The organism is Corynebacterium gallinarum, from assembly GCF_014837045.1.
Lineage (GTDB): Bacteria > Actinomycetota > Actinomycetes > Mycobacteriales > Mycobacteriaceae > Corynebacterium > Corynebacterium gallinarum.
On record NZ_JACSPR010000004.1, the window covers coordinates 217258 to 242511 of the forward strand.

At 62.9% G+C, this 25254-nt stretch carries 25 protein-coding genes and 1 tRNA gene; 16 read left to right on the forward strand and 10 right to left on the reverse strand.

Going from position 1 to position 25254, the window contains the following annotated elements:
* Nucleotides 1-159 precede the first annotated feature (159 nt).
* Nucleotides 160-1119 carry a hypothetical protein gene (locus tag H9627_RS07560; protein ID WP_225213594.1) on the reverse strand — a complete coding sequence of 320 codons (960 nt, stop codon included), beginning with the start codon at nt 1117-1119 and terminating at the stop codon, nt 160-162.
* Between the two features lie 171 nt (nt 1120-1290).
* On the opposite strand from H9627_RS07560, the gene H9627_RS07565 reads away from it, so the two are divergent.
* A complete protein-coding gene (locus H9627_RS07565) occupies nt 1291-1749 on the forward strand; it encodes an SRPBCC family protein (protein ID WP_191733393.1) in 459 nt (152 codons plus the stop codon).
* Here the strand turns inward: H9627_RS07565 and H9627_RS07570 are convergent.
* The 3 genes from H9627_RS07570 to H9627_RS07580 all read right to left on the reverse strand — a co-directional run bounded on the left by H9627_RS07570 (nt 1688) and on the right by H9627_RS07580 (nt 4028).
* Nucleotides 1688-2515: an NADPH-dependent oxidoreductase gene (locus H9627_RS07570; protein ID WP_191733394.1), complete on the reverse strand. Its 828-nt coding sequence runs from the start codon at nt 2513-2515 to the stop codon at nt 1688-1690. The genes H9627_RS07565 and H9627_RS07570 overlap by 62 nt on opposite strands.
* A gap of 68 nt (nt 2516-2583) precedes the next feature.
* A complete protein-coding gene (locus H9627_RS07575; RefSeq protein WP_191733395.1) occupies nt 2584-3303 on the reverse strand; it encodes an AAA family ATPase in 720 nt (239 codons plus the stop codon).
* Nucleotides 3300-4028, reverse strand: a complete 729-nt coding sequence (locus tag H9627_RS07580; RefSeq protein ID WP_191733396.1) for an AAA family ATPase — start codon at nt 4026-4028, stop codon at nt 3300-3302. The genes H9627_RS07575 and H9627_RS07580 overlap by 4 nt, the downstream gene beginning before the upstream one ends.
* A 59-nt stretch (nt 4029-4087) precedes the next feature.
* Here H9627_RS07580 and H9627_RS07585 point away from each other — a divergent pair, with 59 nt between their 5' ends.
* Nucleotides 4088-5299, forward strand: coding sequence for an MFS transporter (locus H9627_RS07585; RefSeq protein WP_191733397.1), 1212 nt, complete (start codon nt 4088-4090; stop codon nt 5297-5299).
* Between the two features lie 6 nt (nt 5300-5305).
* Here the strand turns inward: H9627_RS07585 and H9627_RS07590 are convergent, their stop codons facing one another.
* The gene (locus H9627_RS07590; RefSeq protein ID WP_191733398.1) at nt 5306-5971 is read right to left on the reverse strand and encodes a YczE/YyaS/YitT family protein; all 666 of its coding nucleotides are present in this window, start codon (nt 5969-5971) and stop codon (nt 5306-5308) included.
* A gap of 230 nt (nt 5972-6201) precedes the next feature.
* Here H9627_RS07590 and H9627_RS07595 point away from each other — a divergent pair, with 230 nt between their 5' ends.
* The 6 genes from H9627_RS07595 (at nt 6202) to H9627_RS07620 (ending at nt 12298) form a co-directional block, all read left to right on the forward strand.
* Nucleotides 6202-7287 carry a GmrSD restriction endonuclease domain-containing protein gene (locus H9627_RS07595; RefSeq protein WP_191733399.1) on the forward strand — a complete coding sequence of 362 codons (1086 nt, stop codon included), beginning with the start codon at nt 6202-6204 and terminating at the stop codon, nt 7285-7287.
* Nucleotides 7288-8531: 1244 nt separating this feature from the next.
* Nucleotides 8532-9461 carry a cytochrome b/b6 domain-containing protein gene (locus H9627_RS07600; protein WP_225213595.1) on the forward strand — a complete coding sequence of 310 codons (930 nt, stop codon included), beginning with the start codon at nt 8532-8534 and terminating at the stop codon, nt 9459-9461.
* A 253-nt stretch (nt 9462-9714) separates the two neighbouring features.
* Nucleotides 9715-10371: a VIT1/CCC1 transporter family protein gene (locus H9627_RS07605; protein WP_225213596.1), complete on the forward strand. Its 657-nt coding sequence runs from the start codon at nt 9715-9717 to the stop codon at nt 10369-10371.
* Nucleotides 10372-10516: 145 nt separating this feature from the next.
* A complete protein-coding gene (locus tag H9627_RS07610; RefSeq protein ID WP_191733401.1) occupies nt 10517-11512 on the forward strand; it encodes an SPFH domain-containing protein in 996 nt (331 codons plus the stop codon).
* Nucleotides 11513-11516: 4 nt separating this feature from the next.
* On the forward strand, nt 11517-11711 hold the full coding sequence (locus tag H9627_RS07615; protein WP_191733402.1) for a hypothetical protein: 195 nt from the start codon (nt 11517-11519) through the stop codon (nt 11709-11711).
* Nucleotides 11708-12298 (forward strand): DNA-3-methyladenine glycosylase I, encoded by a 591-nt coding sequence (locus H9627_RS07620; protein ID WP_191733403.1) that lies wholly within the window; start codon nt 11708-11710, stop codon nt 12296-12298. The genes H9627_RS07615 and H9627_RS07620 overlap by 4 nt, the downstream gene beginning before the upstream one ends.
* 155 nt (nt 12299-12453) lie before the next feature.
* Here the strand turns inward: H9627_RS07620 and H9627_RS07625 are convergent, their stop codons facing one another.
* Nucleotides 12454-13614 (reverse strand): globin domain-containing protein, encoded by a 1161-nt coding sequence (locus tag H9627_RS07625; RefSeq protein WP_191733404.1) that lies wholly within the window; start codon nt 13612-13614, stop codon nt 12454-12456.
* A gap of 356 nt (nt 13615-13970) precedes the next feature.
* Between H9627_RS07625 and H9627_RS07630 the strand changes: the two genes are divergently transcribed.
* The 3 genes from H9627_RS07630 to H9627_RS07640 all read left to right on the forward strand — a co-directional run bounded on the left by H9627_RS07630 (nt 13971) and on the right by H9627_RS07640 (nt 16723).
* Nucleotides 13971-14564 carry a DUF1707 SHOCT-like domain-containing protein gene (locus tag H9627_RS07630; RefSeq protein ID WP_191733405.1) on the forward strand — a complete coding sequence of 198 codons (594 nt, stop codon included), beginning with the start codon at nt 13971-13973 and terminating at the stop codon, nt 14562-14564.
* A 105-nt stretch (nt 14565-14669) separates the two neighbouring features.
* A complete protein-coding gene (locus H9627_RS07635) occupies nt 14670-15317 on the forward strand; it encodes an NADPH-dependent F420 reductase (RefSeq protein ID WP_191733406.1) in 648 nt (215 codons plus the stop codon).
* A 92-nt stretch (nt 15318-15409) separates the two neighbouring features.
* A complete protein-coding gene (locus H9627_RS07640; protein WP_318247768.1) occupies nt 15410-16723 on the forward strand; it encodes a pyridoxal phosphate-dependent aminotransferase in 1314 nt (437 codons plus the stop codon).
* 59 nt (nt 16724-16782) lie between these two features.
* Here H9627_RS07640 and H9627_RS07645 read toward each other — a convergent pair whose 3' ends face one another.
* A complete protein-coding gene (locus H9627_RS07645) occupies nt 16783-18096 on the reverse strand; it encodes a UDP-glucose dehydrogenase family protein (RefSeq protein ID WP_191733407.1) in 1314 nt (437 codons plus the stop codon).
* A gap of 84 nt (nt 18097-18180) precedes the next feature.
* Nucleotides 18181-18762 (reverse strand): dCTP deaminase, encoded by a 582-nt coding sequence (gene dcd / locus H9627_RS07650; RefSeq protein ID WP_191733408.1) that lies wholly within the window; start codon nt 18760-18762, stop codon nt 18181-18183.
* A 64-nt stretch (nt 18763-18826) separates the two neighbouring features.
* Here dcd and H9627_RS07655 point away from each other — a divergent pair.
* Both H9627_RS07655 and H9627_RS07660 read left to right on the forward strand, forming a co-directional pair.
* Nucleotides 18827-18900 (forward strand) — tRNA-Gly (locus H9627_RS07655).
* A gap of 212 nt (nt 18901-19112) precedes the next feature.
* Nucleotides 19113-20921: a BCCT family transporter gene (locus H9627_RS07660; RefSeq protein ID WP_191733409.1), complete on the forward strand. Its 1809-nt coding sequence runs from the start codon at nt 19113-19115 to the stop codon at nt 20919-20921.
* Between the two features lie 31 nt (nt 20922-20952).
* On the opposite strand, the gene H9627_RS07665 is transcribed toward H9627_RS07660, so the two are convergent.
* Nucleotides 20953-21096: a hypothetical protein gene (locus tag H9627_RS07665; protein WP_191733410.1), complete on the reverse strand. Its 144-nt coding sequence runs from the start codon at nt 21094-21096 to the stop codon at nt 20953-20955.
* Between the two features lie 205 nt (nt 21097-21301).
* Between H9627_RS07665 and H9627_RS07670 the strand changes: the two genes are divergently transcribed.
* Genes H9627_RS07670 through H9627_RS07680 form a run of 3 tightly spaced genes read left to right on the forward strand, consistent with a single transcriptional unit; the run spans nt 21302 to nt 23294 of the window.
* Nucleotides 21302-21766: a Rossmann-fold NAD(P)-binding domain-containing protein gene (locus tag H9627_RS07670; protein WP_191733411.1), complete on the forward strand. Its 465-nt coding sequence runs from the start codon at nt 21302-21304 to the stop codon at nt 21764-21766.
* A 59-nt stretch (nt 21767-21825) separates the two neighbouring features.
* Complete coding sequence (locus H9627_RS07675; protein WP_225213597.1) at nt 21826-22308, forward strand: substrate-binding periplasmic protein; 483 nt, start codon at nt 21826-21828, stop codon at nt 22306-22308.
* Complete coding sequence (locus H9627_RS07680; RefSeq protein ID WP_191733413.1) at nt 22305-23294, forward strand: cation diffusion facilitator family transporter; 990 nt, start codon at nt 22305-22307, stop codon at nt 23292-23294. Before H9627_RS07675 ends, H9627_RS07680 begins: the two co-directional genes overlap by 4 nt.
* A 6-nt stretch (nt 23295-23300) precedes the next feature.
* On the opposite strand, the gene H9627_RS07685 is transcribed toward H9627_RS07680, so the two are convergent.
* Complete coding sequence (locus H9627_RS07685; RefSeq protein WP_191733414.1) at nt 23301-25001, reverse strand: VanW family protein; 1701 nt, start codon at nt 24999-25001, stop codon at nt 23301-23303.
* Nucleotides 25002-25254 lie beyond the last annotated feature (253 nt).

Genomic DNA, 25254 nt, shown 5'->3' on the forward strand with positions numbered 1-25254 from the left:
ATTTCAGCCCAGCTGTTGGTCTGTGAGCGCAAGGTTGCACTCATGCCAACAACCAGGCCCCAAAAAGGTCATCCCGGTCGGGATGCCAGCCCAGCTGTTGGCCTGTGAGCACGAGGCTGCACTCAGGCCAACAAATGCAGGCTGCGGGAGCGCACCCACTTAGATCGGGTAGATCAATCCCTGGGGTCGCTTGTCCTGTGGGCTTCCCCAGCCGAGGCCCTTTGAAGCCCATAATCGCTGGTCCAGGGGGCGTCCCTTACCGAGTTCGAGTTCGCGGCGGAGATCATGGATCCACTGGCCACTGGTGAAGGTCTCGGCTGTCACCCGGATCATGCGGGTGCCCAGATTCAGCAGGTCTTTTTCGCGGCGGCGCTCCTCCATCAGTGCCTGCTCGGTCGTCTGGTCGGGAGAGTTCCGGTATTTACTGCGGCCGTCGTATTCCACCAATACCGATGAGTCCGCGAACAACGCATCCGCGCGTCCAAGAAATTGACCTGATTCATCGATGATCGATGCTTGGAGGTGTGGCGCGGGAAAGCCGTTCTCCCATATCGCCACCCGCAGGGCGGATTCACGGGGACTTTCCGAGGCGCCGTGGGCCAGCATGAGCAACGTGCTGAGGTTGCCGGCTCCCTTGTGGCGTGCGAGATGAGCAGCATGATCGCCCAGTTGCGAAACGCTGAACATATTATGGTGCAGGCAGTGGTCAGCGGCGGTCACCGCATCTGCAATGGGGTACCATCTAGCCAGGTCAAGGACGGTCTGAAGGGGTGTCGTCACGAAGACACCCCGGTGGATCTGAGGTGGCTGACCCGGGATGGGCGCCAAACCCCGCATTCTGACAAGGTCTGTACCCAGTCCGCCTGCCCCGTTCAATCGTGCCAGCTCCACCCGCCCAGGGAGGTCGCCGAATGGAATTTCCCACACCGCGGCTGCGGCCTTGCCCACCAGTGTGTACCGGGGATAGGCATATCCCACTGCGGCGCACCGGAGCTGGAAGCGATCCCAGGGGTCGCGTGAATCGAAGGCGGCGCGGGAGATAAAGATCCCCGGTGCCAGCTTGGATACCTGGCCGTCCTGGTGATGTCGGTAGATGTTCCGTCGTTTCGTTGTCGTCATGTCTGATGTTCTGATGAGTGCCCCCATGCCTCTGAATCAACCAGTCCTGCGGAAAGGGCGCAAAAAGTTATCCACAGATGAGGTGGAAAACGCAGAAAAGCAGCGCAGCCTGTGAATAACTCAACAGCAGATCCATGCCCCACCTGGGGTGAAGTGCGTATCCTGAGATTCATGCTGACTTCGGATTCGGCCCATATCTCAGTCCTCGTGAATGCCAGACCACATGATGTGTATGAGATCGCCCGTGATGTGAAGCGTCTGCCCCAGTGGGCCGCCGGCCTGGCCACCGGCACAGTCGACGTCATCAATGATGATCTGGTTGTTCTGAATGCCCCGATGGGCCCGGCGCGCACAGAGTTCGTACCCTGGAATGAGCTGGGGATCTTGGATCACACTGTCACGCTCTCCGACGGCATCCGTTCCTATAACCCTCTGCGCGTCACCCCACACCCTTATGGGTCGGAGGTGACATTCACCGTCCTGCGGCTTGACTCCACCGATGCCGAGTTTGAGAGGGACTGCCAGTTGGTCCGGGAGGATCTCCGCCGGTTGGCTCTATTGGTGGAGGCTATCGCAGGCCAAAGCCAGCTTTTTCTAGCACGCGACGAACGAGCCGACGATTGGTTTTAATGATGCTCTCCGCGCCGAGGCGGGAGACAAACTGGTGTGACCACAGCTGGTGTTGGCCATACCGAGAATAGTAGGTGTCCAGGGCGGTGTCATAGGCGTCGATAAGCTCGGGACGCGGCGCCCCGTAAGCGTCCCAGTGCAGGACCGCGTCCTGCGGCAGACGGGGTTTGATGCCGGCGCGCTCGGTGGGGTCGGGGTGGCCGATGGCCAGGCCGACCACCGGAACGACGTGCGTGGGCAGGTGGAGGAGTTCCTGGACGCGCTCCATGTCATTGCGCATTGATCCCAGATAGACCGTGCCCAGGCCCATCGACTCCGCCGCGATCGCCGCGTTCTGCGACATGATGCCGGCATCCAGGAAGCCCAGGCCAGCCTCGTCGAAATACTCCAGGGCACCGAGTTCCTTGCCCTCGCGCTCCGCGAGAAGTCGCGCGATGGAATGGTCGATGCACCAGATCAGCACCACCGGTGCGGTCTCGATATGGTTGAACATCTGACGACCGACCACCTGCAGTTCCTTCTTGATCTCCGCATCCTGCACCGCCACCACGGAAACGGTCTGCTTGTTGGAGGAACTCGGCGCGGACTGCGCGGCCGCCACGATGCTCCGGACCTGCTCCTCACTGACGGGTTCATCAAGCCATCTACGCACGGAACGGTGGCTGAGGATCACGTTGAGGGTGTCATTCCACTCCCCTGGTTCCCAGTCGAGCTCGGTTCCATACCTCGCATTGAGGAGTTCCCGGGCGTTGTCATTGATGGTCATGGCGGTTGGTCCTTCCGATTGTTGGTCTGCCTATCCAGGCTACCGATGGGGGTTGCCCGCCCCCGGCCTCAACGAGTCACCTCCACCATGAACCGCGCGATCTCCTCCGGATCCTCCAGGAAATCCCGCAACGCGCGGAACGCCGTGGTCTCCTCCACGTCGAGCCCACGGTGAAAGCCGCCGTCGGCGGTGAACTCCCAGATCTCCGCGCCGGGGATCGCCGCCAGGATCGGCGAGTGCGTTACGACGACAATCTGTGCCCCGGCCTGTGCACACAGGTGCAGTTCGGCGAGCAGGGTGAGTTGGTGGATCGTCGACAAGCCGCTTTCGGGCTCGTCGAGCAGGTAGAGCCCGTTGCCGGCGAACGCCTCGCGGACGATGTGCATGACGGATTCCCCGTGGGACATCCGGTGCAGGTTGCTCACCCCCGGTGCGTTGTTGCCGTACTCGCTGGCCACGTTGAAGTGGGATTCGGCGCGCAGGAAATACCCTTCCATGGCGCGTGGTCCCCTGGTCACCCCGGCCACCGCGCGTAGGGGATTCTTACGTCCCGCCGGAGATGCCCCGAAGGGACCGCCCTGGTCATTGAAGCCACAACTGACGGCAATACCTTCCAGGAGTGTGGATTTACCCACCCCGTTCTCCCCGGTGATGATGGTGATCGGCGCACAGAAATCCAGCGCACCGACAGCACGTAATGCCCGGAACGCCGGTACCGCATACACCCACCCGTCCGCATCACCGAGGGGCTGGTCAAAGGCATAATAGCTGCGGAGGAAGGCAGTCATGCCCCCTCCCCGACCATGAACCGGGCGGTGCCGCGGGGATCGGCGACGAACTCGCGCGCAGCCCGGACGGATTCGGCGGCATCGAAGGCCACGGTCTCCACGCCACCTGCGGTGACCTCCCAGATCTGGGCCTCCGGGATGGCCAGCAGCACCGGCGAGTGGGTGGCCATGATGATCTGCGAGCCGCGTCTGGCCAGGTGGTACAACCTGCCCAGCAGTTCCAGTTGGCGCAGCACCGACAGCCCTGCCTCCGGCTCATCGAGAAGGAACAGACCGTGGTCGTGGAATCGCCGTTCGATCAGCGCCATGAGTCCCTGCCCGTGGCTCATCTCCAACAGATCATCCATCCGGGGGCCGCCCCGGGGCGCGGGATCCAGGTCCTCGTAGTACCGGGCGACATTGAGATAGGACTCCCCGCGCAGGAAGAACACATCGCGCGGGTTCTCCCGGCGGGACAGGGTGAGCAGCGAACCCAGCGGTGAGACGGATTCCCCCACGGTCTGGAACCGGGCATGCCTCGACCCGCCCTCGGGGTTGGCGCGCATCCCCACCGCCAGGGCCTCGATGAGTGTGGACTTCCCCACCCCGTTCTCCCCGGTGATCACGGTAACCGGGGTCTGGAAACGCAGTGGTGAGGACCTCAGGGCCTGCACCACACCGAGGTCCCGGAGATACGGGTCCAGGGTGTCCGGGTCATCATCAAGACGTGCTGCGGTGAGGAACATAACCCCGATCCTCCCCCGTGGGGGTATTCGTGTCCACCCGCTGGTTTATGGTTACGTCCATGACCGCAGGGACCACAGAAACCACCCAGGCTGCCGCGCACCCGGCACGTAAGAAGGTGCTCGCCGGGTTGATGTTCGCCCAGATCATGATCGGCCTGTCCAACGGCATCACCCTGTCCATGGGCAGTCTGCTCGCCGCCTCCATGGCGGGCGTGGCCTGGGGTGGGTCGGCGGCGACCCTGACCACGATCGGTGCCGCCATCTGGGCGGTGCCACTCGCGAGAATGGTGAGCAGGTATGACAGGCGGACGTCGTTAAGCACCGGCATGCTGCTGGGGGCGGTGGGCGCCGTGCTCGCGGTGATCGGCGCCCAGTTCGGGCTCTTCCCCGTCGTGCTGATCGCGTTCGCGTTTCTGGGCGCGATGAGCGCGGTGAATCTGCAGGCGCGGTTTGTGGCCACCGATGTCTCTGCAGAATCGACACGTGGGCGTGATCTGTCGCTGGTGGTGTGGTCCACCACGATCGGTGCGATTGTCGGCCCGAACCTGTTCACCCCCAGCGCCCGGTTCAGCGAGATGGTCGGGCTGGAGGTACACGCCGGCGCATATGTGCTCAGTCTCATCGGTCAGCTCATCGCCATCGCCGTCTGGATGTTCACCCTGCCCAAGGGCCTGAAACCAGGTGTGATCAGCGCACCGGATGACAGCCCGGCCACCCTCACCCCGATGGCCCGGCGCGCGATCGCATCGGTGGCCGTCGCGCATTTCTCCATGGTGGGCATCATGTCCATGACCGCCGTGCACATGCAGGGCCACGGCGCGGGTCTGACCATCATCGGTTTCACCATCAGCCTCCACGTCGCGGGCATGTACGCCCTGTCCCCGCTGTTCGGCATCCTCACCGACCGCGTCGGGCGTGGTGTCACCATCGGGCTGGGTTTCGGCATGCTCGCCGCCTCCGCGCTGCTGCTGGTGATCTGGCCGGAACCGCAGTGGTCAGTGATCGCCTCCCTGGTGTTGCTCGGCCTGGGCTGGAACTCGGCGCTAGTGGGTTCCTCCGCGATGCTTAACGACGCAACCCCAGCCCACCACCGTGCCCGCGCCCAGGGACGTTCCGACCTGACCATGAACCTCGCCGGTGCCACAGGTGGCCTGCTGGGAGGTATCATCGTCGGCGCCGCGGGCATGCCCTACCTGGCCGGGCTGGTGCTATTGGTGGTGCTGGTGCAATCATTTCTGGTACGTCCCAGAAGAACCGCCGAGAAGCGCTGATCCGCGCTAATCATAGTGTCGATCCACCCGGAACTGCTGTTCAATGTTGGCGATGATCTTCATGGTGAATCCCACACCGAAGGCAGCGAATATCGTACCTTCGCGGACCCCCTCCAATCCCCCGAGCAGGATCAGGGACAATATCGTCGAGATGATCACCAGACTCCAGTCGAAGATCATCTTCAGGGTGCTCACCCTCACGGGGGTCACCATCGCGAGCAGTGCCACCACACCATCGGCGGGGATGTAAGTGAATCTCGGTTTCATCTCGATGTGCACGCCGAGGGCGATGATGATCACGCTGATCACCACATACACCCACTGCATCAGGTAGTTCCCGGGAGCAACCCAGGGGGTCAGCGACATGGAGAAATCAATAAAGAAGCCGAAGAGGACTGCCGCCGGGATCTGCATCAGCTGAAAAAGTGGAAAGCGTTTCCGTGCAATGAGACTGATGAGCAGAGACAACGCCATCATCACCATATTGAAGATGATCGACAGGGTGCCCACCGACCACGGCAGGGCGAAGGATAGCACCGTTGGCAGGGAGATCACCGGCCCCGTGCCCAGATTCGCCCGGATGGAGATGGCGATACCGAACGCCATGATGAACATGCCGAGGGTGAAGATACCTGCCCGCCTGAGCGCGTCAACAACATTCCTGGAACTCATATGCGCGGGCAACCGATCCTTATCAAAATTAACTATATGTATCTTTGATGATCATAGTCCTGACATAAGAATTGGCATGTGAGGCCAGGAACAGACTGTATCGCGCGAGGAGATCCCCTGCGGCCTGTGTGTGGTGCCCATGACACACAGTTAGATAACGAAATCGTGAACAACACCTGTAGCGTTAGGAAACAACAGTTGTTTCACTGCTTTGAAGAAGAGGTGCCCCCATGCGGACTACCCGCCTGGCTATTGCCGGATCTGCCCTGACCCTTCTGCTCGCCCTCACCGGCTGCCAGGCCCCGGAGTCGGAGCAGACCACCAGCACCCCGGTGAGCACCTCGACGACGACGTCGGTCACCGCATCGGCGCAGGCCGAGAGCTCCCCATCATCAACCACCGCCACCACCACGGTTGCTGCAGACCCCGACAGCAACCTGGCCGTCGATGTTCTCAACATCCTGGAGGTCAAGGGCCGTGCCCCGAAGACCGGATACAGCCGCGACGAGTTCGGACCCGCCTGGGCCGATGTGGACCACAATGGTTGCGACACCCGCAATGACATCCTCGACCGTGACCTGGAGCAGGTGATCTACCGGGATAACACCCAGGACTGCGTGGTGCTCACCGGCGTGCTCAATGATCCGTACACCGCAACGCAGATCAACTTCCAGCGGGGACAGGACACCTCCACCGCAGTGCAGATCGATCACGTCGTCGCCCTGTCGGATGCCTGGCAGAAGGGCGCCCAGCAGCTCACCGCCGACCAGCGCAGGACATTTTCCAATGATCCGTTGAACCTGCTCGCGGTGGACGGGCCGGCCAACCAGCAGAAGAGCGACAGCGACGCAGCCTCCTGGTTGCCCGCCAACAGGTCATTCCGCTGCGATTACGTCTCCCGCCAGATCGCCGTGAAACACCGCTATGACCTGTGGGTGACCGCCGCGGAAAAGGACGCCATGATACGCGTTCTCGACGCCTGCCCCGGCCAGGAAGTGCCCACCGACGACACGGTCTACACCATCAATGTCACCAGCACGACCACGGTGGAACAGCCCGCGGTGGCCCCGGCAGCGGTAGCTCCGGCCCCGGAGGCTCCTGCGCCCGTCCCGGAAGCTCCCGCCCCTGCTCCGGTGCAGCCTGCTGTTGTTCCGCCGGCACCGGTGGCGCCGGTTGAAGCTGCGGGCACCGACCCGCAGTTCCCCAACTGCAAGCAGGCCATCGCCGCTGGATACGGCAACTACATCCAGGGTGTTAATCCCGAATACAACTGGTACCGCGACGGTGACGGCGACGGCATCAACTGCGAACACTGACACTGAGCCACCTCATTGAGGTGGCTCTTCGTGGTTCTACACGGCTTTTCCTGCAAGCTCAGCTGGCCTGATTCCGGGGTTGGGCATCCGCACAGACCTGCGGCCAACGATGGCGTTTCGTCGATAAGCAGGAAACCCGGAACACCCCGAACCCCGCGCCGGGCCTGAATTTTTGTGATTCAAAACTTCCATGCCCTCCATATAGACATGTAAGTTCATTTCTAATAGACAATCCTGTCTGCAATTTTCATAGTTGATGTCCCACCCATTCCGACTGGCACCAGCCCCGCTGCGGGCATCCCCAGCCCGTCGAATGGCCCGCTGATGTGGAATTTCCATTCCCGGGCATTACCCTGAACACGAGACGATAGCTTGGCCTAGATATGACCACCACAACGCGAACTTCGACGGATCTGCACCTAGAGATGACACCCCATATGGATGGCAATCAACCTCCGAACCCCACCACTTCCCCGCCTCCGCCCGGAAGTGCCGTTCCCGCACCGGGCGGAGCGGTGCCACCCGCTGTGACAAACGAACCGGCACCTCAGGCCCCTCCGGCACCGGGTGCGGCGGTCCCCGCACCGGTTGCTGCCACCCCTCCGGCCGCCCCGGGTGGAGCCATCCCCGCTCCGGGCGCAGCCATCCCCGCTCCGGGCGCAGCCATCCCCGCTCCGGGCGCAGCCACCCCGACGGGCGTGCCGACGCCGGGTTCTGCGATTCCCACGCCAGGCGCCGCTGTACCTCCACCGGGTGCGGTAACACCCTCCGCGCCCGGTTCGTCGATCCCGACACCGGGTGCCGTTATTCCTGCTCCAGGCACCTCAACCCCCGCCCCGGGCGCGGCTGTGCCCGCACCAGGCGCAGCCGCACCAGGCGCAGCCGCACCAGGCGCAGCTATCCCGGGTTCAGCAGTACCAGCTCCTGGCGGGGCTCCAGCAGCTCCACCAGCCCCTGGCGCGACGGTTCCGAGAACTCCCGCGCCGGGTGCTGCAGTCCCAGGTTCAGCCGTGCCCGCGCCCGGTGGGATCAGTGCCCCGGGGGCGGTCCCAGCCCCAGGCATCCCCACCCCTGGAGCTCCCGGCGCTCCCGGCTCCCCAGCCGCTCCCGGCATTCCGGTCGCTCCCGGCGCCCCAGGTTCAGCAGCAGCCCCTGCACGAACCTCAGCACCAGAGCCTGCCGCACCCTCTACCGCCAACACGGACACCCGCACCAAGGGCTCAACGGCGCTGAGGGTCGAGGAGTTGAGAAAGCAGTTCTCCCTCCGCTATAGCCTGCTCAAACCTCTGACCAGGAAGCAGTGGTCAGGGACGCTCGGCATGTTCCTCCTCGCCGCAGTGGTGGTTGCTGCGATAGCGGTGGTTGCTGCCAGGTGGTTCCTCACCACCGATCTCGCCCAGGATTTCGTGGCACGGTATCCGGGTAAGTACGACAACCCGGAGGGCGCCCCTGTCGGCATTCCGGGTTGGTTGGCGTGGCAGCATTTCCTGAATATGTTCTTCCTGGTGTTGATCATCCGGACCGGTATCCAGATCAACCAGACGAGACGCCCGAAGGGTTATTGGACCTCGAAACGTGGTGGCAAGAAGATCTCGCTGCTCCTGTGGCTGCATCTGTCACTTGATCTGTTGTGGGTGCTCAACGGTGTTGTGTTCTATGTGCTGTTGTTCAGCACGGGTCAGTGGATGCGGATTGTGCCCACCAGCTGGGAGTTCATCCCCAATGCCGCGAGCGCGGGCCTGCAGTACCTCTCCCTGGACTGGCCGATGGAAACCGGGTGGGTCAACTACAACAGCCTGCAGGAACTGGCGTACTTCGTCGTGGTCTTTGTGGCCGCGCCATTGTCGATCCTCTCCGGTGTGCGGATGTCCGCCTACTGGCCGAAGGACAACAAGGTGCTCAATAAGATCCTGCCGATCGGGGTGGCCCGCGCCATCCACATGCCGGTGATGATCTTCTACATCGTGTTCACCATCATCCATGTGTTCCTGGTGTTCGCCACGGGCGCGCTGCGGAATCTTAACCACATGTATGCCGGGCAGGATGCCACCAACTGGACCGGGTTCTGGCTCTTTGTCGCCTCGCTGGTGGTCATCGCGGCGGGGCTTGTCGCCGCGCGGCCGTCGATCGTCGCGCCGATTGCGAAGCGCTTCGGTACCGTCACCGCACGCTGATCCCCACACAGTCGTGGCCGTGGCTGGACCCCTCGGGGTTCCGGCCACGGCCTTTGATCTTCCACAGCCCCGAACCCCACCGACAGGAAGGGCATGCATTGCCTGCCCTTGCTGTCGGTATTGCCTGTTCAGGCATAGGGTTGGTGTTATAGCGCATCCCCGCTTATCCACCTCTACCCGGAGCTGATGAACCATGTCTGCTGCTGTTCCCCATCCCCTGCCTGAACCCCATGATTCCAGTCATCACAACCGGATGAATACGCTGCGTGCCGGGGTCCTGGGTGCCAATGACGGCATTGTGTCCGTGGCTGCACTGTTGCTCGGTGTGATCGCCACGGGTGCCAGTGACAGTGTGATCTTCGGTGCCGGCATCGCCTCCACCATTGCGGGTGCGGTGTCGATGGCGTTGGGTGAATACGTGTCGGTTTCGTCCCAGAAGGACACCGAGAAGGTCCTCATTGAGAAGGAACGGCGCGAGCTGGTGGAGGATCCGGTGGCGGAGCATGCGGAGCTCGCCGGGATCCTGCAGTCGTACGGAATCTCGGATGAGACAGCCCACCGGGCCGCCACCGAGATCTCCCGTACCGATCCGTTGGCTGCACATCTCCAGCTGGAACTGGGCATTGACGACAGTGAGCCCACCAAACCCATGGCCGCGGCGGCATCATCAGCCATTGCGTTCCTCCTGGGCGCACTGCTGCCCCTGCTGTCGGTATTCATCGCGCCTGAAGGATGGACGGCGGTGGTGGTTTTCGTCGTCACGCTCATCACCCTGGCGCTGACCGGGGCACTCTCCGCCCGTCTGGCCGGCACCTCGGTGCCGCGGGCCTGCGCACGGTTGGTGATCGGAGGTGCCCTGGGGCTGGCGCTGACCTACGGGGTGGGTGCGCTGTTCGACATCACGGCCTGAACGGCCTGAACGGCCTGAGAGGTCGGGCTGTCAGTCGGGAATGTAGCAAACCCTTGAAATGTGATATCACTTTCCTGTATTCTGATATCAGATTAATCTTCCACCCCAGCGCGCTTCCCGATTACCACCCGAAGGGATCGACACCATGAAGCAGGAACAGAACCTCCCCGACAACCCCGCAGAGGCCACCCCAGTCGCCGTTGCCACCGAACCGGTGGGCAACGAGGGCACCCGCGTCCGCATCAAGGAACGACCGGTATGGTCGCTGGGTGCAGGCCCGGCCGCAGTGGCGCTCATCCTCCTGATCGCCGTGTTGATCATCACGGTCGTCACCGGCATCAATGCCATCAACTCCCTGGAGGCCACCGCCGGGGCAGAGGGACTGCCCGGCCTGATCATCTCGTGCGTCATCTTCCTCATCGCCACCATCGTCCTGGCCACGTCCATCAAGGTGGTCAGTCCCGGACACACCATGACCACGCAGTTCTTCGGCCGCTACATCGGCACGCTGCGCCGCACGGGACTCTCCTTCATTCCGCCCCTGACCGTGGCCAAGCGCGTCTCCATCCGCGTGCGCAACTTCGAAACCGAGGAGGCCAAGGTCAACGACTACAACGGCAACCCCATCAACATCGCCGCCACCATCGTGTGGCAGGTCGCCGACACCTCCCAGGCCAGCTTCGCCGTCGAGGACTACGAGCAGTTCCTAACCCAGCAGGCGGAGTCTGCACTGCGTCACGTCGCAACGCAGCACCCCTACGACGCGCCTGTCGACGGCCGCATCTCCCTGCGCGGCTCCACCGAGGAGGTCTCCCGGGAGCTTGCCGACGCCGTCGCCGAACGCGCCGCAGTCGCCGGCATCGAGATCATCGAGGCCCGCATCTCCTCCCTCAGCTACGCCCCGGAGATCGCCCAGGCCATGCTGCAGCGCCAGCAGGCATCCGCCATTGTCGACGCCCGCGAAACCATCGTCGAAGGTGCCGTCACCATGGTCGAATCCGCCCTCGAGCAGCTGCAGCAACGCGAGATCGTGGACCTGGATCCCGAACGTCGCGCGGCCATGGTCTCCAACCTGCTGGTGGTGCTGTGCTCTGATACCAATGCGCAGCCGATCGTCAACGCCGGCAGCCTCTACCACTAAGATCATGGCCCGCAAACAGGTGCCGCTGCGCCTCGACCCCGCGGTGTACGATGCAATCGCACGCTGGGCCGGCGACGAGGCCCGCAGCACCAACGCCCAGATTGAAATGATGCTCCGAGATCAGCTGCGCCGCGCCGGCCGACTCCCGAAGAACATCGGTGAGATCCCGAAACCGGGCCGGCCGAAGGAGCAGCCATGAGCACCATCACCGGCGCGGATGGTCTGGCACGCCCACTCTGGGCAGCCACCGATCCCCTCCTTCGGGACTACTACGACACCGAATGGGGCATGCCCGTCCGCGATGAGCAGGGACTCTTCGAACGCATCTCCCTGGAGGCCTTCCAGTCGGGCCTGTCCTGGGCGACGATCCTGCGCAAGCGCCCCGCCTTCCGCGCCGCCTTCTGTGATTTCGACCCGGAGCAGGTAACCGGGTTCGGTGAGGGACGCGTCGAGAAGCTTCTCGACGACCCGACCATCATCCGCAACGAGCGCAAGATCCGCGCCACCATCACCAACGCGCGGGCCACCCTCCGCCTGCGCGACAAGGGTGGCCTGGTCGATTTCGTGTGGGGCTTCCAGCCAGCAGAAACTCCGCGACCCCGGACCATGGAGGAGGTACCCACCCAATCCGCCGAATCCCGGGCGCTGGCGACGGCCCTGAAGCGGGAGGGGTTCACCTTCGTGGGCCCCACCACCATGTTCGCGCTTATGGAAGCCATCGGAATGGTGGACACCCACCTGCTATCCAGCCACCGCCGGGGCAGTTCCGGGGTCTGGCCGGGATGAGTGGCACAGCTGTTGGCCTGTGAGCGCGGGGTTGCACTGAGGCCAACAACTACACCCGAAAACCGCACCCAAACCGTCCGAACCCACACAGCTGTTGGCCTGTGAGCACCCCCGTGCTCACAGGCCAACAGATCCCCCCAACCCAGCTACCAGAGCTAGGAGATCAGCCAGTCGTTCGGGGAGAAGAGCTCGAAGCGGATCTCGCGGGGCTGATTCTCAAGGTTCTGAAGCTGGCCGCGGACATTCTGCAGGAATTCGTTGCCACCACAGAGGTAGACCGAGGCATCGGATGGGATGTGGCCGGCAACATTGAGCCACTGGTCCGCGTCGCGGTAGAAGGTGTAGAGGGCGGCGTTGTCCAGCCCCTCGACCAGCGAGGCCATCTCCCCACGCTGGGCGTGATCCTTCTCGGACTGGTCGGCGTGCAGGACAGTGACGTGGCGCTCGGACGCAACCTGGGTGAGCATGCCCACCATCGGGGTGGAGCCGATGCCCTGGGAGATGAGGACCACCGGGTTGGCATCGTCGTTCATGACCAGGTCACCGGCAGCGACGCTGGCCTCGATGGTGTCGCCGACCTCCACGTTGTCGCGGAGGAAGGTGGAGACCTCGCCGTTGTCCTCCACGGCGATGCGGTACTGGGTGTCGGTGCCGCTGAGCAGGGAGTACTGGCGGAGCTGGCGTGCGCCGTCGGCAAGCTTCACGCCGACGGAGGTGTACTGGCCGGGCGCCGGGGTGACCAGGTCGCCCTCGAAGGTGTACTCCCAGACCTTGTCACTGAGCTGCTTCTTGCCGGTGACGGTGACGTGGCGGAACACATCGCCCGGTGCGAGGTCGTTGGAGGCGTAGAGGTCGTTCTCCAGGTCGATGAGGACGTTGGCCATGAGCCAGTAGACGGCGTCCCAGGCCTCGGCCACCGGTGGGGTGACCACGTCTGCACCGAGCACCTCGACGATGGCGCCGAACAGGTGCTCATGGACGATGTTGTACTGGTCGGCGGTGATTCCGAGGGAGACGTGCTTGTGGCCGATGCGGGCGAGCATGTCCACTGGGTCCGGAGCTTCTGGGTTAACAAGCATGGTGGCGAAGGTCGCGATGGAGGCGGCCAGTGCCTTCTGCTGATCGCCCTGCTTCTGGTTGGCACGGTTGAAGGTGCTGCGGAGCAGTTCCGGGTGGGCGGTGAACATCCGGTTGTAGAAGACCGGGGTGATGTCGTTGATCTTGCCCCCGACCAGTGGCAGGGTCGCCTTGATCATCTCGGCGTGGGCTTCGGACAGCCTGCTGCGGTCGGTTATTGGCTTGGTCGAGACGATCACGGTGAAACCTCCGGGGTGGGGATGCTGGGAACTGGGGCGGGGAGCCCCGTTTGATTAACTACGGCCAAACTCTAACTAATTAACCGGCATCTGAGGAATAGCTACAACTTTCGGATGACTACAAATCGTCCCATCAATTCGATTTAATCTATTTGTTAAAACCTGAAACATCCGGGCAAAATGCGCCCAACAGCATGAATAACCACGGATCCCCGTCGTCACCCCCGCTCCCACACCCCAATCGACATGAGGCCCCGTCGCAACCACCGAAAATCAACACGGCACCACAGCCACCCCGGCCATCTCGGGGAAGTTCCCGATTCCGAATGCCCGCCCATCGCACTAGTCTTGGGGGCATGGGTAGACAGTTTCCGGGAGATCCGCATGTCCGTGTCAGCGACAGTGAACGGTCGGCGGCTCTTGCAGCTCTGGGCCAGTTCTATGCCGAGGGGCGCCTGTCCATGGAGGAGACGGATGATCGCTGCTCCGCGGTCGCGGCGGCCACGACCCGCGAGGACCTGAATAAACTCTTCATCGATCTTCCCCAGCGGGAGATCGCGGTGCTCGCGGGCCAGGAGATGACCTACACCGCCAGCGAGGTCAATGAGCTGCACCGGAAGGGTGCCCGCCCCCGCGCTGGCCTCCTCGGGCTCACCACTGTCGGGGCCATCACCGGCACCGCGGTACTGGCCAGCACCACCCCGTTCGCCCCGGTTCTCCTCGCCCTCATCCCCATTGTGTTCATCCTCCTCTACGTGATGAAGGTCGGCCCGACCGAGTGGTATGCCCCGAGCGCCCGCCAGCTGGAACGCGAACGCCTGGCGGAGCTGCGCAAGGAGGAGAAGATCCGTGCCGCTGAACTGCGTGCCCAGCGCAAGGAGCTGACCGGCAAGATCACCAACCGCGCACTGAAGGCCGCGGAGGATGCACTGAACAACAGGCGGAAATAAAACCACCACCAACTTTGTTGATCTATAAACAAGCTGGCCTTGGCGCCCCAAGCTGCCCCGGGCCACGCACAAACCCTCAACAAAGATGAAAAGGTGTTGTTCTCGATGACGCAGCCCCAGACCAAAAACCACACAATCGCTATTCTCGGCGCAGGTCGCGTTGGTTCCTCCGTCACCCGGGCGGCTGTTACCGCAGGTTACACGGTGCGGGTAGCCGGTTCGGGAGCGGTGGACAAGATCGCCCTCACCGCTGAGATCCTCATGCCGGGAGCAACCCCGATGACCGCCGCGGATGCGGTGGACGGCGCTGATCTTGTCATTCTGGCCGTGCCCCTGCACAAATACCCGTCGGTGGATGCAGGCTCGCTGCGCGGGAAGGTGGTCATTGACACCATGAACCACTGGGTCCCGGTCAATGGCCCCATGGAGGAGCTCGACACGGATGAGCGCTCCACCTCCGAGGTCATCGCGGAGTATTTCGAGGGCGCACGTCTGGTGAAATCCCTCAACCACATCGGTTATCACGAGCTCGAGCAGGACGCCGCCCACGAGGGTGAGCGTCGCGCGCTGGGGTACGCCACCGATGACGAGGAGGCCGGTGGGATGGTCGCGGAGTTCATCGACCGCATCGGTTTCGACCCGGTCAACATCGGCCCCCTGGCCAATGGTCGCATCCTCGAACCGGGCCACGAGGCGTTCGGGGTGTGGCTCACCGCCGCCGACCTCCGTGAGCTCGCCATGAGCCGACGTTAAAGATGCTTGTCGACGCCCGCCCCTGACACCATCGGGGTAGGTGATCAGCGGTTTACTTTCAACTGCTGCAACAAAGTGGCAACATATACCGGGTGACTACCAAAAAGCGCAACACCTCAGAGACCACCGACACCGCCCCGAAGGCAGTGGGCGCGGATCAGGCAGCGCGTCCGGTTCGGCGGACCACCCGCCGCATCTTCGATCAGTCGGAGAAGATGAAGGACGTGCTGTACGAGATCCGTGGCCCGGTGGCCGCGGAGGCGGAACGCATGGAACTTGATGGACACAACATCCTCAAGCTCAACACCGGCAACCCGGCCGTCTTCGGGTTCGATGCCCCCGATGTGATCATGCGTGACATGATCGCCGCCCTGCCCACCTCCCAGGGGTATTCCACCTCCAAGGGCATCATCCCCGCACGTCGTGCCGTGGTGACCCGGTATGAGGTCATCCCGGACTTCCCCAACTTCGATGTCGATGATGTCTTCCTGGGCAATGGTGTCTCCGAGTTGATCACCATGACCATGCAGGCCCTGCTCAACGACGGCGATGAGGTTCTCATCCCGGCACCGGACTACCCGCTGTGGACCGCCGCGACCTCCCTGTCCGGTGGCAAACCGGTGCACTACCTCTGTGATGAGGAGAACGAGTGGAACCCCTCCATCGAGGACATCCGCTCCAAGATCACGGAGAAGACCAAGGCCATCGTGGTGATCAACCCGAACAACCCGACCGGTGCTGTCTACTCCCGCAAGATTCTGCAGGAGATCGCGGATGTCGCCCGCGAATATGATCTGCTGGTGCTGGCCGATGAGATCTACGACCGCATCCTCTACGACGATGCCCAGCACATCAACATGGCCACCCTGTGCCCCGATCTGATGTGCATCACCTACAACGGTCTGTCCAAGGCCTACCGTGTCGCAGGCTACCGCGCCGGCTGGATGATCATCACCGGCCCCAAGCGTTACGCCAAGGGCTTCATCGACGGCCTGGAGCTGCTCGCCGGCACCCGCCTGTGTCCGAATGTCCCGGCACAGCACGGCATCCAGGTGGCACTCGGTGGCCGGCAGTCCATCTACGGGCTCACCGGTGAGGGCGGACGTCTGCTCAACCAGCGCAATGTCGCGTGGGAGAAACTCAATGAGATCCCCGGTGTCAGTTGCTACAAACCGATGGGTGCGCTGTACGCCTTCCCCAAGCTGGACCCGAATGTCTATGAGATCCACGATGACACCCAGCTGATGCTCGATATCCTGCGTTCGGAGAAGATCCTCCTGGTGCAGGGCACCGGTTTCAACTGGCCCCACCATGACCACTTCCGCGTGGTCACCCTGCCGTGGGCGTCCCAGTTGGAAAACGCCATCGAGCGACTGGGTAACTTCCTGGTCAGCTACAAGCAGTAGAACACCCCACATAGTGAGAAGGCCCCGCCGAAACCGGCGGGGCCTTTGTGCTGCTGAATCTAGACGTTGCGGCCCAGCGCGTGGATGGTCCAGCCGGCATCCTTCCACGCCTGGACATCCAGGACGTTACGGCCATCGAGGATCACCGGTTGCGCAACGAGCGCGGCGGAGGCCACGGGATCCAGGTCGCGGAATTCCTGCCATTCGGTGGCCAGTACGACCACATCGGCATCCTCGAGGGCCTCCTGGACACTGTCGACGTATCCGAGGGTCGGGAACACCTTGCGTGCATTGTCCATGGCCTGCGGGTCGTAGACCGACACCGCTGCGCCCTGCAGGGACAGGGAACCCGCCACGGATAGTGCCGGGGAGTCACGGACATCATCGGAATTCGGTTTGAAGGCGGCACCCAGGACGGTGACCCGCTTGCCCAGCAGGGATCCCCCACAGACCTCGCGGGCCAGCTGGACCATCCGGTCCCGGCGGCGCATGTTGATGGAATCCACCTCACGCAGGAAGGTCAGTGCCTGGTCGGTGCCCAGTTCGCCGGCACGCGCCATGAAGGCACGGATGTCCTTGGGCAGGCAGCCACCACCGAAACCGAGGCCAGCGCCGAGGAATTTCCGGCCGATGCGGTCATCGTGGCCGATGGCGTCGGCAAGCTGCACGACGTCTGCGCCGGTGGCCTCACAGATCTCGGCGACGGCGTTGATGAAGGAGATCTTGGTGGCCAGGAACGCATTGGCGGAAACCTTCACCAGCTCGGAGGTGGCCAGGTCCGTGACCAGGAACGGGGTGCCGCCCCCGATGGCCGTGGCGTAGACCTCGCGGGCCACCTCATCGGCGGTGGAACCCTCGCGGATGCCCACCACGATGCGGTCCGGGGTGATGGTGTCCTTCACCGCGTAACCCTCGCGGAGGAACTCCGGGTTCCACGCGATCTCCACGGAGGTGCCGGGATGGCTGAGGGAATCGGCCAGTTCCTGTAATTCGACGGCGGTGCCCACAGGCACGGTGGATTTGCCGAAGATGATGTGATCGCCCTCCAGTAGGGGCACCAGGGAGGTGATGACCTGACGGACATAGCTCAGATCAGCAGCGAATGATCCCCTCTTCTGCGGGGTGCCGACAGCAAGGAAGTGGACGTGGGCGAACCCGGCCGCATCCCCGTAGGAGGTGGAGAAGGACAACCGGCCGTTCTCCAGGTTGCGCTCGAGAACCTCGGGCAGACCGGGCTCGAAGAAGGGAACCTTCCCGTCACGCAGCGAGGCGATCTTCGCCTCATCTACATCCACCCCGATCACCTCATGGCCCAGCTCCGCCATGCACGCCGCATGGGTCGCGCCGAGGTACCCGGTACCAATCACTGTCATCCGCATGTGAGCGCTTCCTTTCGAGAGTCAAGAATAACGTTCATCTCAACATGTTTATGGCAGGTCCGCGACCGGACAGGCCCCCTAGTCGGAGTCCTGCTCGCTGGCGAAGTTGAGGTACCCCTTGGACGGGGTGGGCCCCCGCTGCCCCTGATACTTGGAACCGAGGGAACCGGAACCGTACGGGGTCTCAGCGGGTGAGCTCATCATGAACAGCGCCAGCTGGCCGACCTTCATCCCAGGCCACAGGGTGATAGGCAGATTCGCCACATTGGACAGCTCCAGGGTGATGTGACCGCTGAAACCCGGGTCGATGAAACCTGCGGTGGAGTGGGTCAGCAACCCCAGCCGGCCCAGGGAGGACTTGCCTTCCAGGCGTCCGGCGAGGTGATGCGGAAGCGTGAACTTCTCCAGGGTGGCAGCCAGGACGAACTCGCCCGGGTGCAGGACGAACGGATCCCCGTCGACCACCTCCACCAGGCTGGTCAGCTCATCCTGGTTCAACTTGGGATCGATGTGGGTGTACTTCGAGTTGTTGAAGACACGGAAGTACCGATCCATGCGGACATCAATGCTCGACGGCTGGATCAACGCGGGATCAAATGGATCAATCCCCAGGTCACCGGAGTCAATTGACTTACGAATATCACGATCTGAAAGAAGCACGTGACCAGTGTACGTCACCCCCGACACCGACCTGCTATAGTTATCAGGTGGTCGCAAGACCAATGCCGGTGTAGTTCAATGGTAGAACCCCTGCTTCCCAAGCAGGCGGCGCGGGTTCGATTCCCGTCACCGGCTCCACAGATTCATGCAGGTGCCATGATCCCAGCGGGGTGGGATCGGGGATCGCTTTTCGTCGAAAAGCATTCTTTAGGCAATCGTTATACACAGGGAAAGCCCAGCTGCTGCTGGGTTTTTTCCTATTTTCGGGCCTGGGGGCGGGTGACACCCTCTGATCGAGTCGGTACAGATGGAGGGAACGTCCAATAACCGAATCACGTGAGGATCCCCGCATGCTGACACGTCTGGCCCGAGCACTTCGACTGAAGACCGATCCGGTGGTGTTTTTCTCCTCGGTGGGCATCATGGCCGTCTTTGTGATCATTACCATCGTCGCCGGGGATACCGTCTCCGATGTCTTCGGCACCGCCTCCGATTGGCTTCTCACCAACCTGGGTTGGTTCTACATCCTGGGTGTCACCGTATTCCTCATCTTCCTGGTGCTCATCGCGGTCAGCCGTTTCGGACACGTACGCCTGGGCGGGGATGACGAACGCCCCGAATATTCCACCCCGGTGTGGTTTTCCATGCTGTTCGCCGCCGGCATCGGAACCATCCTGATGTTCTGGGGGGTGGCGGAACCGATCTCCCACTTCGCCAACCCGCCGATCGGCGACACCGAACCGGAGTCAGTGGAGGCCGCCAATCAGGCGATCGCGCTGACCCACTACCATTTCGCGCTGCACACCTGGACAATCTTCGCCCTGCCGGCGCTGTGTTTCGCCTACTTCATCTACAAACGGAAGATGCCACCACGGGTGAGTTCCATCTTCTCCCCACTGTTGGGGTCCAAGGTCTACGGGCCGATCGGTAAGACCATCGATGTGGTGGCCCTGATCGGTACCGTCTTCGGTGTGGCTACCTCCGTCGGACTGGGCACCCTGCAGATCAACGCGGGTCTGGCGGACCTGTTCGGCATCGAGGTATCCCCCCTGGTCCAGCTGGTGATCATCGTGGTGGTCACCTCGATCGCCTCGGTGTCGGTGGCCCTCGGACTGGACCGTGGCATCAAGATCCTGTCCAATGTCAATATCCTGATGGCCATCCTGCTGCTCATCTTTGTCATCCTGGCCGGGCCGACCGTACTGATCCTCAAGGGCACCTTCGAATCCGTGGGCACCTACCTGCGGTGGCTGCCGGAGCTGGCATTCTGGAACAACACCGTTCCCAACAGCCCGGAGAATGAGACCTGGCAGAACACCTGGACGGTGTTCTACTGGGCATGGACCATCACCTGGTCGCCCTTCGTGGGCATCTTCATCGCCCGCATCAGCCGTGGTCGCACCATCCGTGAATTCGTCGCCGGTGTCCTCGGCCTGCCGGTGGTGTTCTCCCTGCTGTGGTTCGGTGTCTTCGGTACCGCAGCCTTCAACATCGAGCGCAATGGTGAGGGTGGGCTGGTCAATCGTGTAGTCGGCGAGGGAGATATCCCGGGCGCCCTGTTCGAGTTCCTCTCAAACTACCCGGCAGCCACCTTCACCTCCGGGCTGGCCATCCTCGTCGTGATCATCTTCTTCACCACCTCCGTGGACTCCGCGGCGATGGTCACCGATATGATCGCCTCCGGCCAGGAGCCACGCTTCGCCCCCACCCACCAGAAACTCATCTGGACCGCCCTCATGGGCGCAGTGGCCGCGGTGCTCCTGGTGGCCACCGGCGAAGGCGGACTCACCGCGCTGCAACAGACAATCATCGTGGTGGGCCTGCCGTTCTTCGTCATGGGCTTCATCCAGATGTACAGCCTGTACGTGGCGTTGAAGAATGATGCCGGTGTCGCCGCACCGGTGGTCACCCGACAATGGGAACCGGCCAATGACCCCGAGACCTGGGAGAAGAACGAGTCCGTGGCCTCCCCTGAACCCATTGGACCCATCCACCACATCCCCGACCAGGATGCCGAGGATCCCGTCAACCCGGCGGTCATCGGTGCTGTGCTTGAGCAGATTCACCATGGCGATGAGGATGATAGCGCCAACCGGGTGAAATATGTCGAGATCTCCAGCCCGCGGGTGCCGGAGGATGATGAGGGCGCGGGGAAATAGGACCGCGCCCAGACCACTTTTAGTTCTCCCTTCAAGTAACTCCCTCTAGGCTGGGCTCCACACCCAAGAGTTCCATGCCGCCAACATCGGCCTCACCCTCACCGACCTCCCCGCCATCACCGGCACCACCGTCCCCGTCCTGGTCGCCGGCGACGGTGGACTCATCGGTAGCCACGCCGCCCGGGCCTATCACGATCTGGGTTGGGAGGTGCACGGGGTGAGCCGACGCGCGCTCGATGTGCCTTGGACCCACCACAGCATCGACCTGCTCGGCTCCGCAGCCGCCACCACAGGTCCCGCCGGGATGGGGACGTCAGCCATCTGGTCTTCGCCGCCATCTCCAGCGAACTGGGGCTGCCCCTGCGCTTCCCGGCACCCGTGTGGCCTACGACATCCTGCACCAGACCACCGATGCCGAACTGCTGGCACGGGCCACCATCTGGGCGGGCGCGAACCCGCGGGCCCGCGATCAGATCTTCAACATCACCAACGGCGACCAGTTCCGCTGGGCACAGCTCTGGCCACAATTCGCCGAACATTTCGGCATGGACTACGCCGCACCCCAGCAGATGTCGCTGAGCGACGCGATGCCCACGCGTGGCGACGTCTGGACCTCACTCGTGGAGAAATACAACCTCGTAGACACCCCCTTCGACCAGCTCGTGGCCTGGCCCGTCGGTGATTTCCTATTCCACCACGAGGCGGACAACATCACCTCCACCATCAAGGCCCGCCAGGCGGGATTTGCCGACGCTCTGGACACCCCGAGCCGACTGCTGGACCTCTTTGATGAGCTCATCGCGATGAAGGTGCTCCCACCCACGCTTTCCGCCGCTGAGCACTAACAACAGGTGGTGGGATGAGGCCTTACCACCAACCCTGCAGCTGACCTATGCTTGGTCGCATGACTCGTCTGTTGCTGGTAAAGGCAGCTTCGCTGGGCGCAGCCGCCGTGTTGTTGAGTTCCTGTTCCGCCATCTCTGCGAATATTCCGGCGGATTCGGAAGGGACCTTGTCCCGGGTCGAGGACGGCACCCTGGTGGTCGGAGTCTCCGAGCATCCGCCCTGGACCAATATCTCCGATACCGGGGAGCATTCCGGATCCGAGGTTGATCTCATCCGCGGGTTCGCAGAACACGTCAACGCCGAGATTGAATGGCAGCAGGCCCCCGAGTCCGTCCTCGCCGAACGCATCAAGAACGGCGAGGTGGATGTGGTCATCGGGGGCCTGACCGATTCCTCTCCCTGGTCCTCCCATATGGCGTTGACCCGCCCCTACGCAGAGGTCGACGGGGAGAAGATGGTCATGGGCACCCCGCTCGGGGAAAACGCCTTCCTGGTGGAACTGGAACGCCACCTCGCCGAGGAGTTCGGAGAGACACGATGAACACAGCAAAAAATCCCGGGCCCGGATCCGGTATCGGACGGCTCCCCGCCCCACAGCAGGAAACACTGCGTAAGGCGGTCCGTTATGAGTGGATCACCATCGGATCAATGATCATCATCGTCATCATGGTCGGGCTGGTCGCCGGCCAGTCACAGGCGATGAAGAGCGCCTGGTCGGAGGACATCATCTCCCTCGTCCCACCCATCGCCTTCCTGGTCGCCACCCGCATCATCCACCGGGTGCCCACGCGTAACTATCCCTATGGGCCCCACCGCGCGATCGCGGTCGCTCACCTGGTGGCGGGCGTGGCGTTGTTCGCCATGGGTTTCTTCCTGGTGTATGAATCCGTGCCGACGTTGTTGTCGGGTGAGAAACCGCCCATCGGCATGATGGTGCTGTTCGGTGTCGATTTCTGGTCCGGGTGGCTGATGATCGTGGTCATGGCCCTCAGCGCCATACCGCCGGTCATTCTCGGCCATATCAAGATCAAATTGGCCAAGGAACTGCACGACAAGGTGCTCTACGCCGATGCGGATATGGCCAAGGCCGACTGGGGTACCGCCCTGGCCACCATCGTCGGTGTCCTGGGTATCGGCGTGGGCCTGTGGTGGGCGGATTCGGTTGCCGCACTGGTGATTTCCCTGTCCATCCTCAAGGACGGTGTCTCCAATATCAAGACGGCGGTGCTGGATCTGAGCGATGCGCGCGCCACCGGTTATGACGGCAGGCATCCGCATCCGCTGACAGAGGAGGTCGAGGAACTGGTTCGGGATGAAGTGGAGTGGGTGGAGGTCGCCCGCGCGCGTGTCCGCGACCAGGGGCATGTCTTCCACACGGAGATGTTCGTGGTCCTCCGAACCGGGCATGAGCCCACACTGGAGGAACTACTGGCCGTACGCCATCTCATCGAGGGCTTGGACTGGAAATTCCAGGATGTGGTCGTGGTGCCGGTCAGCCACCTCGATCCGCACCAGGTGCCCCGGTGATCAGCTCTAGCTGCAGATCACGTTGGGCTGGGGATCGTAGACGGTGGTAACGGTCTCGCGGGTGAGCTCATTCCCGGCCAGATCACGGATGACGCGGGTATCCGAGGTGGTGAAGCCGGGTGCACCGGAGGACGGGATGCACTCATCATCCGAGACGCGGAGCGTTTTCGGCTGGGTGGGGGCCCAGCGACCATTGTTGATGGACTGGACCTCACGGATGTTCACACCCTTGATCCGGACCGTGACGCTGTTGCCGCCCATCTCGGTTTCAATCATGACGGGGTACGGGGTGTCATTGCGGAACTGCAGATCAATGGCCCCGTCGTAGATGGTGGCTTCACGGCCCGCAGGGTACCGGGAGATGTAGTAGCTGTGCGGGGTGTGGGTGATATCCTCCAGGCCCGCGAAATAATAAGCGTTGTACAGGGTGGTGGCGAACTGGCTGATGCCACCGCCGATCGCGGTACCGGAGCGACCCTCGAGGATGATGCCGGAATCAACAAATCCCTGGGCCGCACCACGCGGTCCGGTGAAGTTGTTGAGGGAGAAGGTGTCGCCTGGCGACACCACGGCTCCGTTGACCATCTCGGCGGTGAGACGGATGTTGGTGCCGGACGCCGATGAGAAGCCCGTGGTGGTGAACTCCCCCATCACCTCGTTGAAGGTGGCCGCCTGGGCGTCGGTGGCGGTGAAGGTGGCCAGTTTGTCCACATATACCGCGTCGATCTCACGGGGGCCGTCACCCACCAGACCCGCCTCCAGATCAACCAGGGTCTGCTCCCAGTCGATCTCATGCCCGTTGACTTCCGGGGTCACCACGCGGGAACCGGAGGTGAAACTGATCTGCGCGTTCTTCGGCTCGGTCTCGGTTTCGGCCAGAGGCTCGGCAAGTATCTCCTGCGCCAGCTCCCGGTTGACCTCCACCCGGATGTCCCCGTCGATCTCGGGGAAGGTGACGATCTCCCCCATGCGTTCAACAGGGAGAACACCCTGCACACCGTCATCACCACGCACGACGAAGGGGCCTGACACCGCGCGGGCGGCGGGGCCGTCGACAAGCTCCTCAATGCGGTCCTGACCGATGGGGGCGGGGACCGCGAACGGTTCGATCTCCACACCTTCCGGGTCGAGCCAGTAATCGGTGACCCTGTCCTCCAGGACCCCACGGTCAACCGCCTGCCCCTCGAGGGAGGGGGCGGAGACAACCGCGCCGTTGTCGATGGCCACGCTGCCAGTCACCGGCTCACGGTAGAGCTCGCCCACCATGCGGTCCAGGGTGGGGCCGAAGAGCACCGGATCCACAATGCTGACGATTGGGGCCTCGGTCTCCGTGAACAACCCGGTAATGCGGGCAACCGGGTTCCAGGACTGCTCGGGAACACCGGCAGCTGTTGCCTCCCAGTCGATGCCCAGGCCGGAGGTGGCCGGATCGAACTGGGTGGTCGCCTCCCCCGCGATGACAGTGACCGGCTCGGTGTACACCGAATGCAGCTCCGTCTCCAAGGTGCGGCGGGCTTCCTCATGGGTCATGTTGGAGATGTTCACGCCACCCACGGTGGTGCCACGCGGAATGCGGTCTTTGGACAACATGACATCAGCGAGGTACACCAGGGCGGCGATCAGGACCAGACCCAGCAGCACACCAACGATGATGCCGCTGGTCCGGTTACGCCCTCTACCTGAACCATGATTACCGGAAACTTTCACAGACCAAGGCTATCGTCGTGCTACCGATTTTCCTACTCAAAGGGTGACACATCCCCACCGGAGCAGGCCCCGGCGGAGGTGGTCGTGGTGCCTCCCACTCGGTTCCGCACTCCCAACGAGATGCCCCATTCATCATCCCCACCCTGTTCAGGGTCAACCGGGGGCGCATATGGGGGTCAACCGGGGGCCATGCGGGGGCCAACCGGGGCCATGAGGGGATGGAAATAGAACCAAATAACCCCGTTAGAGATAT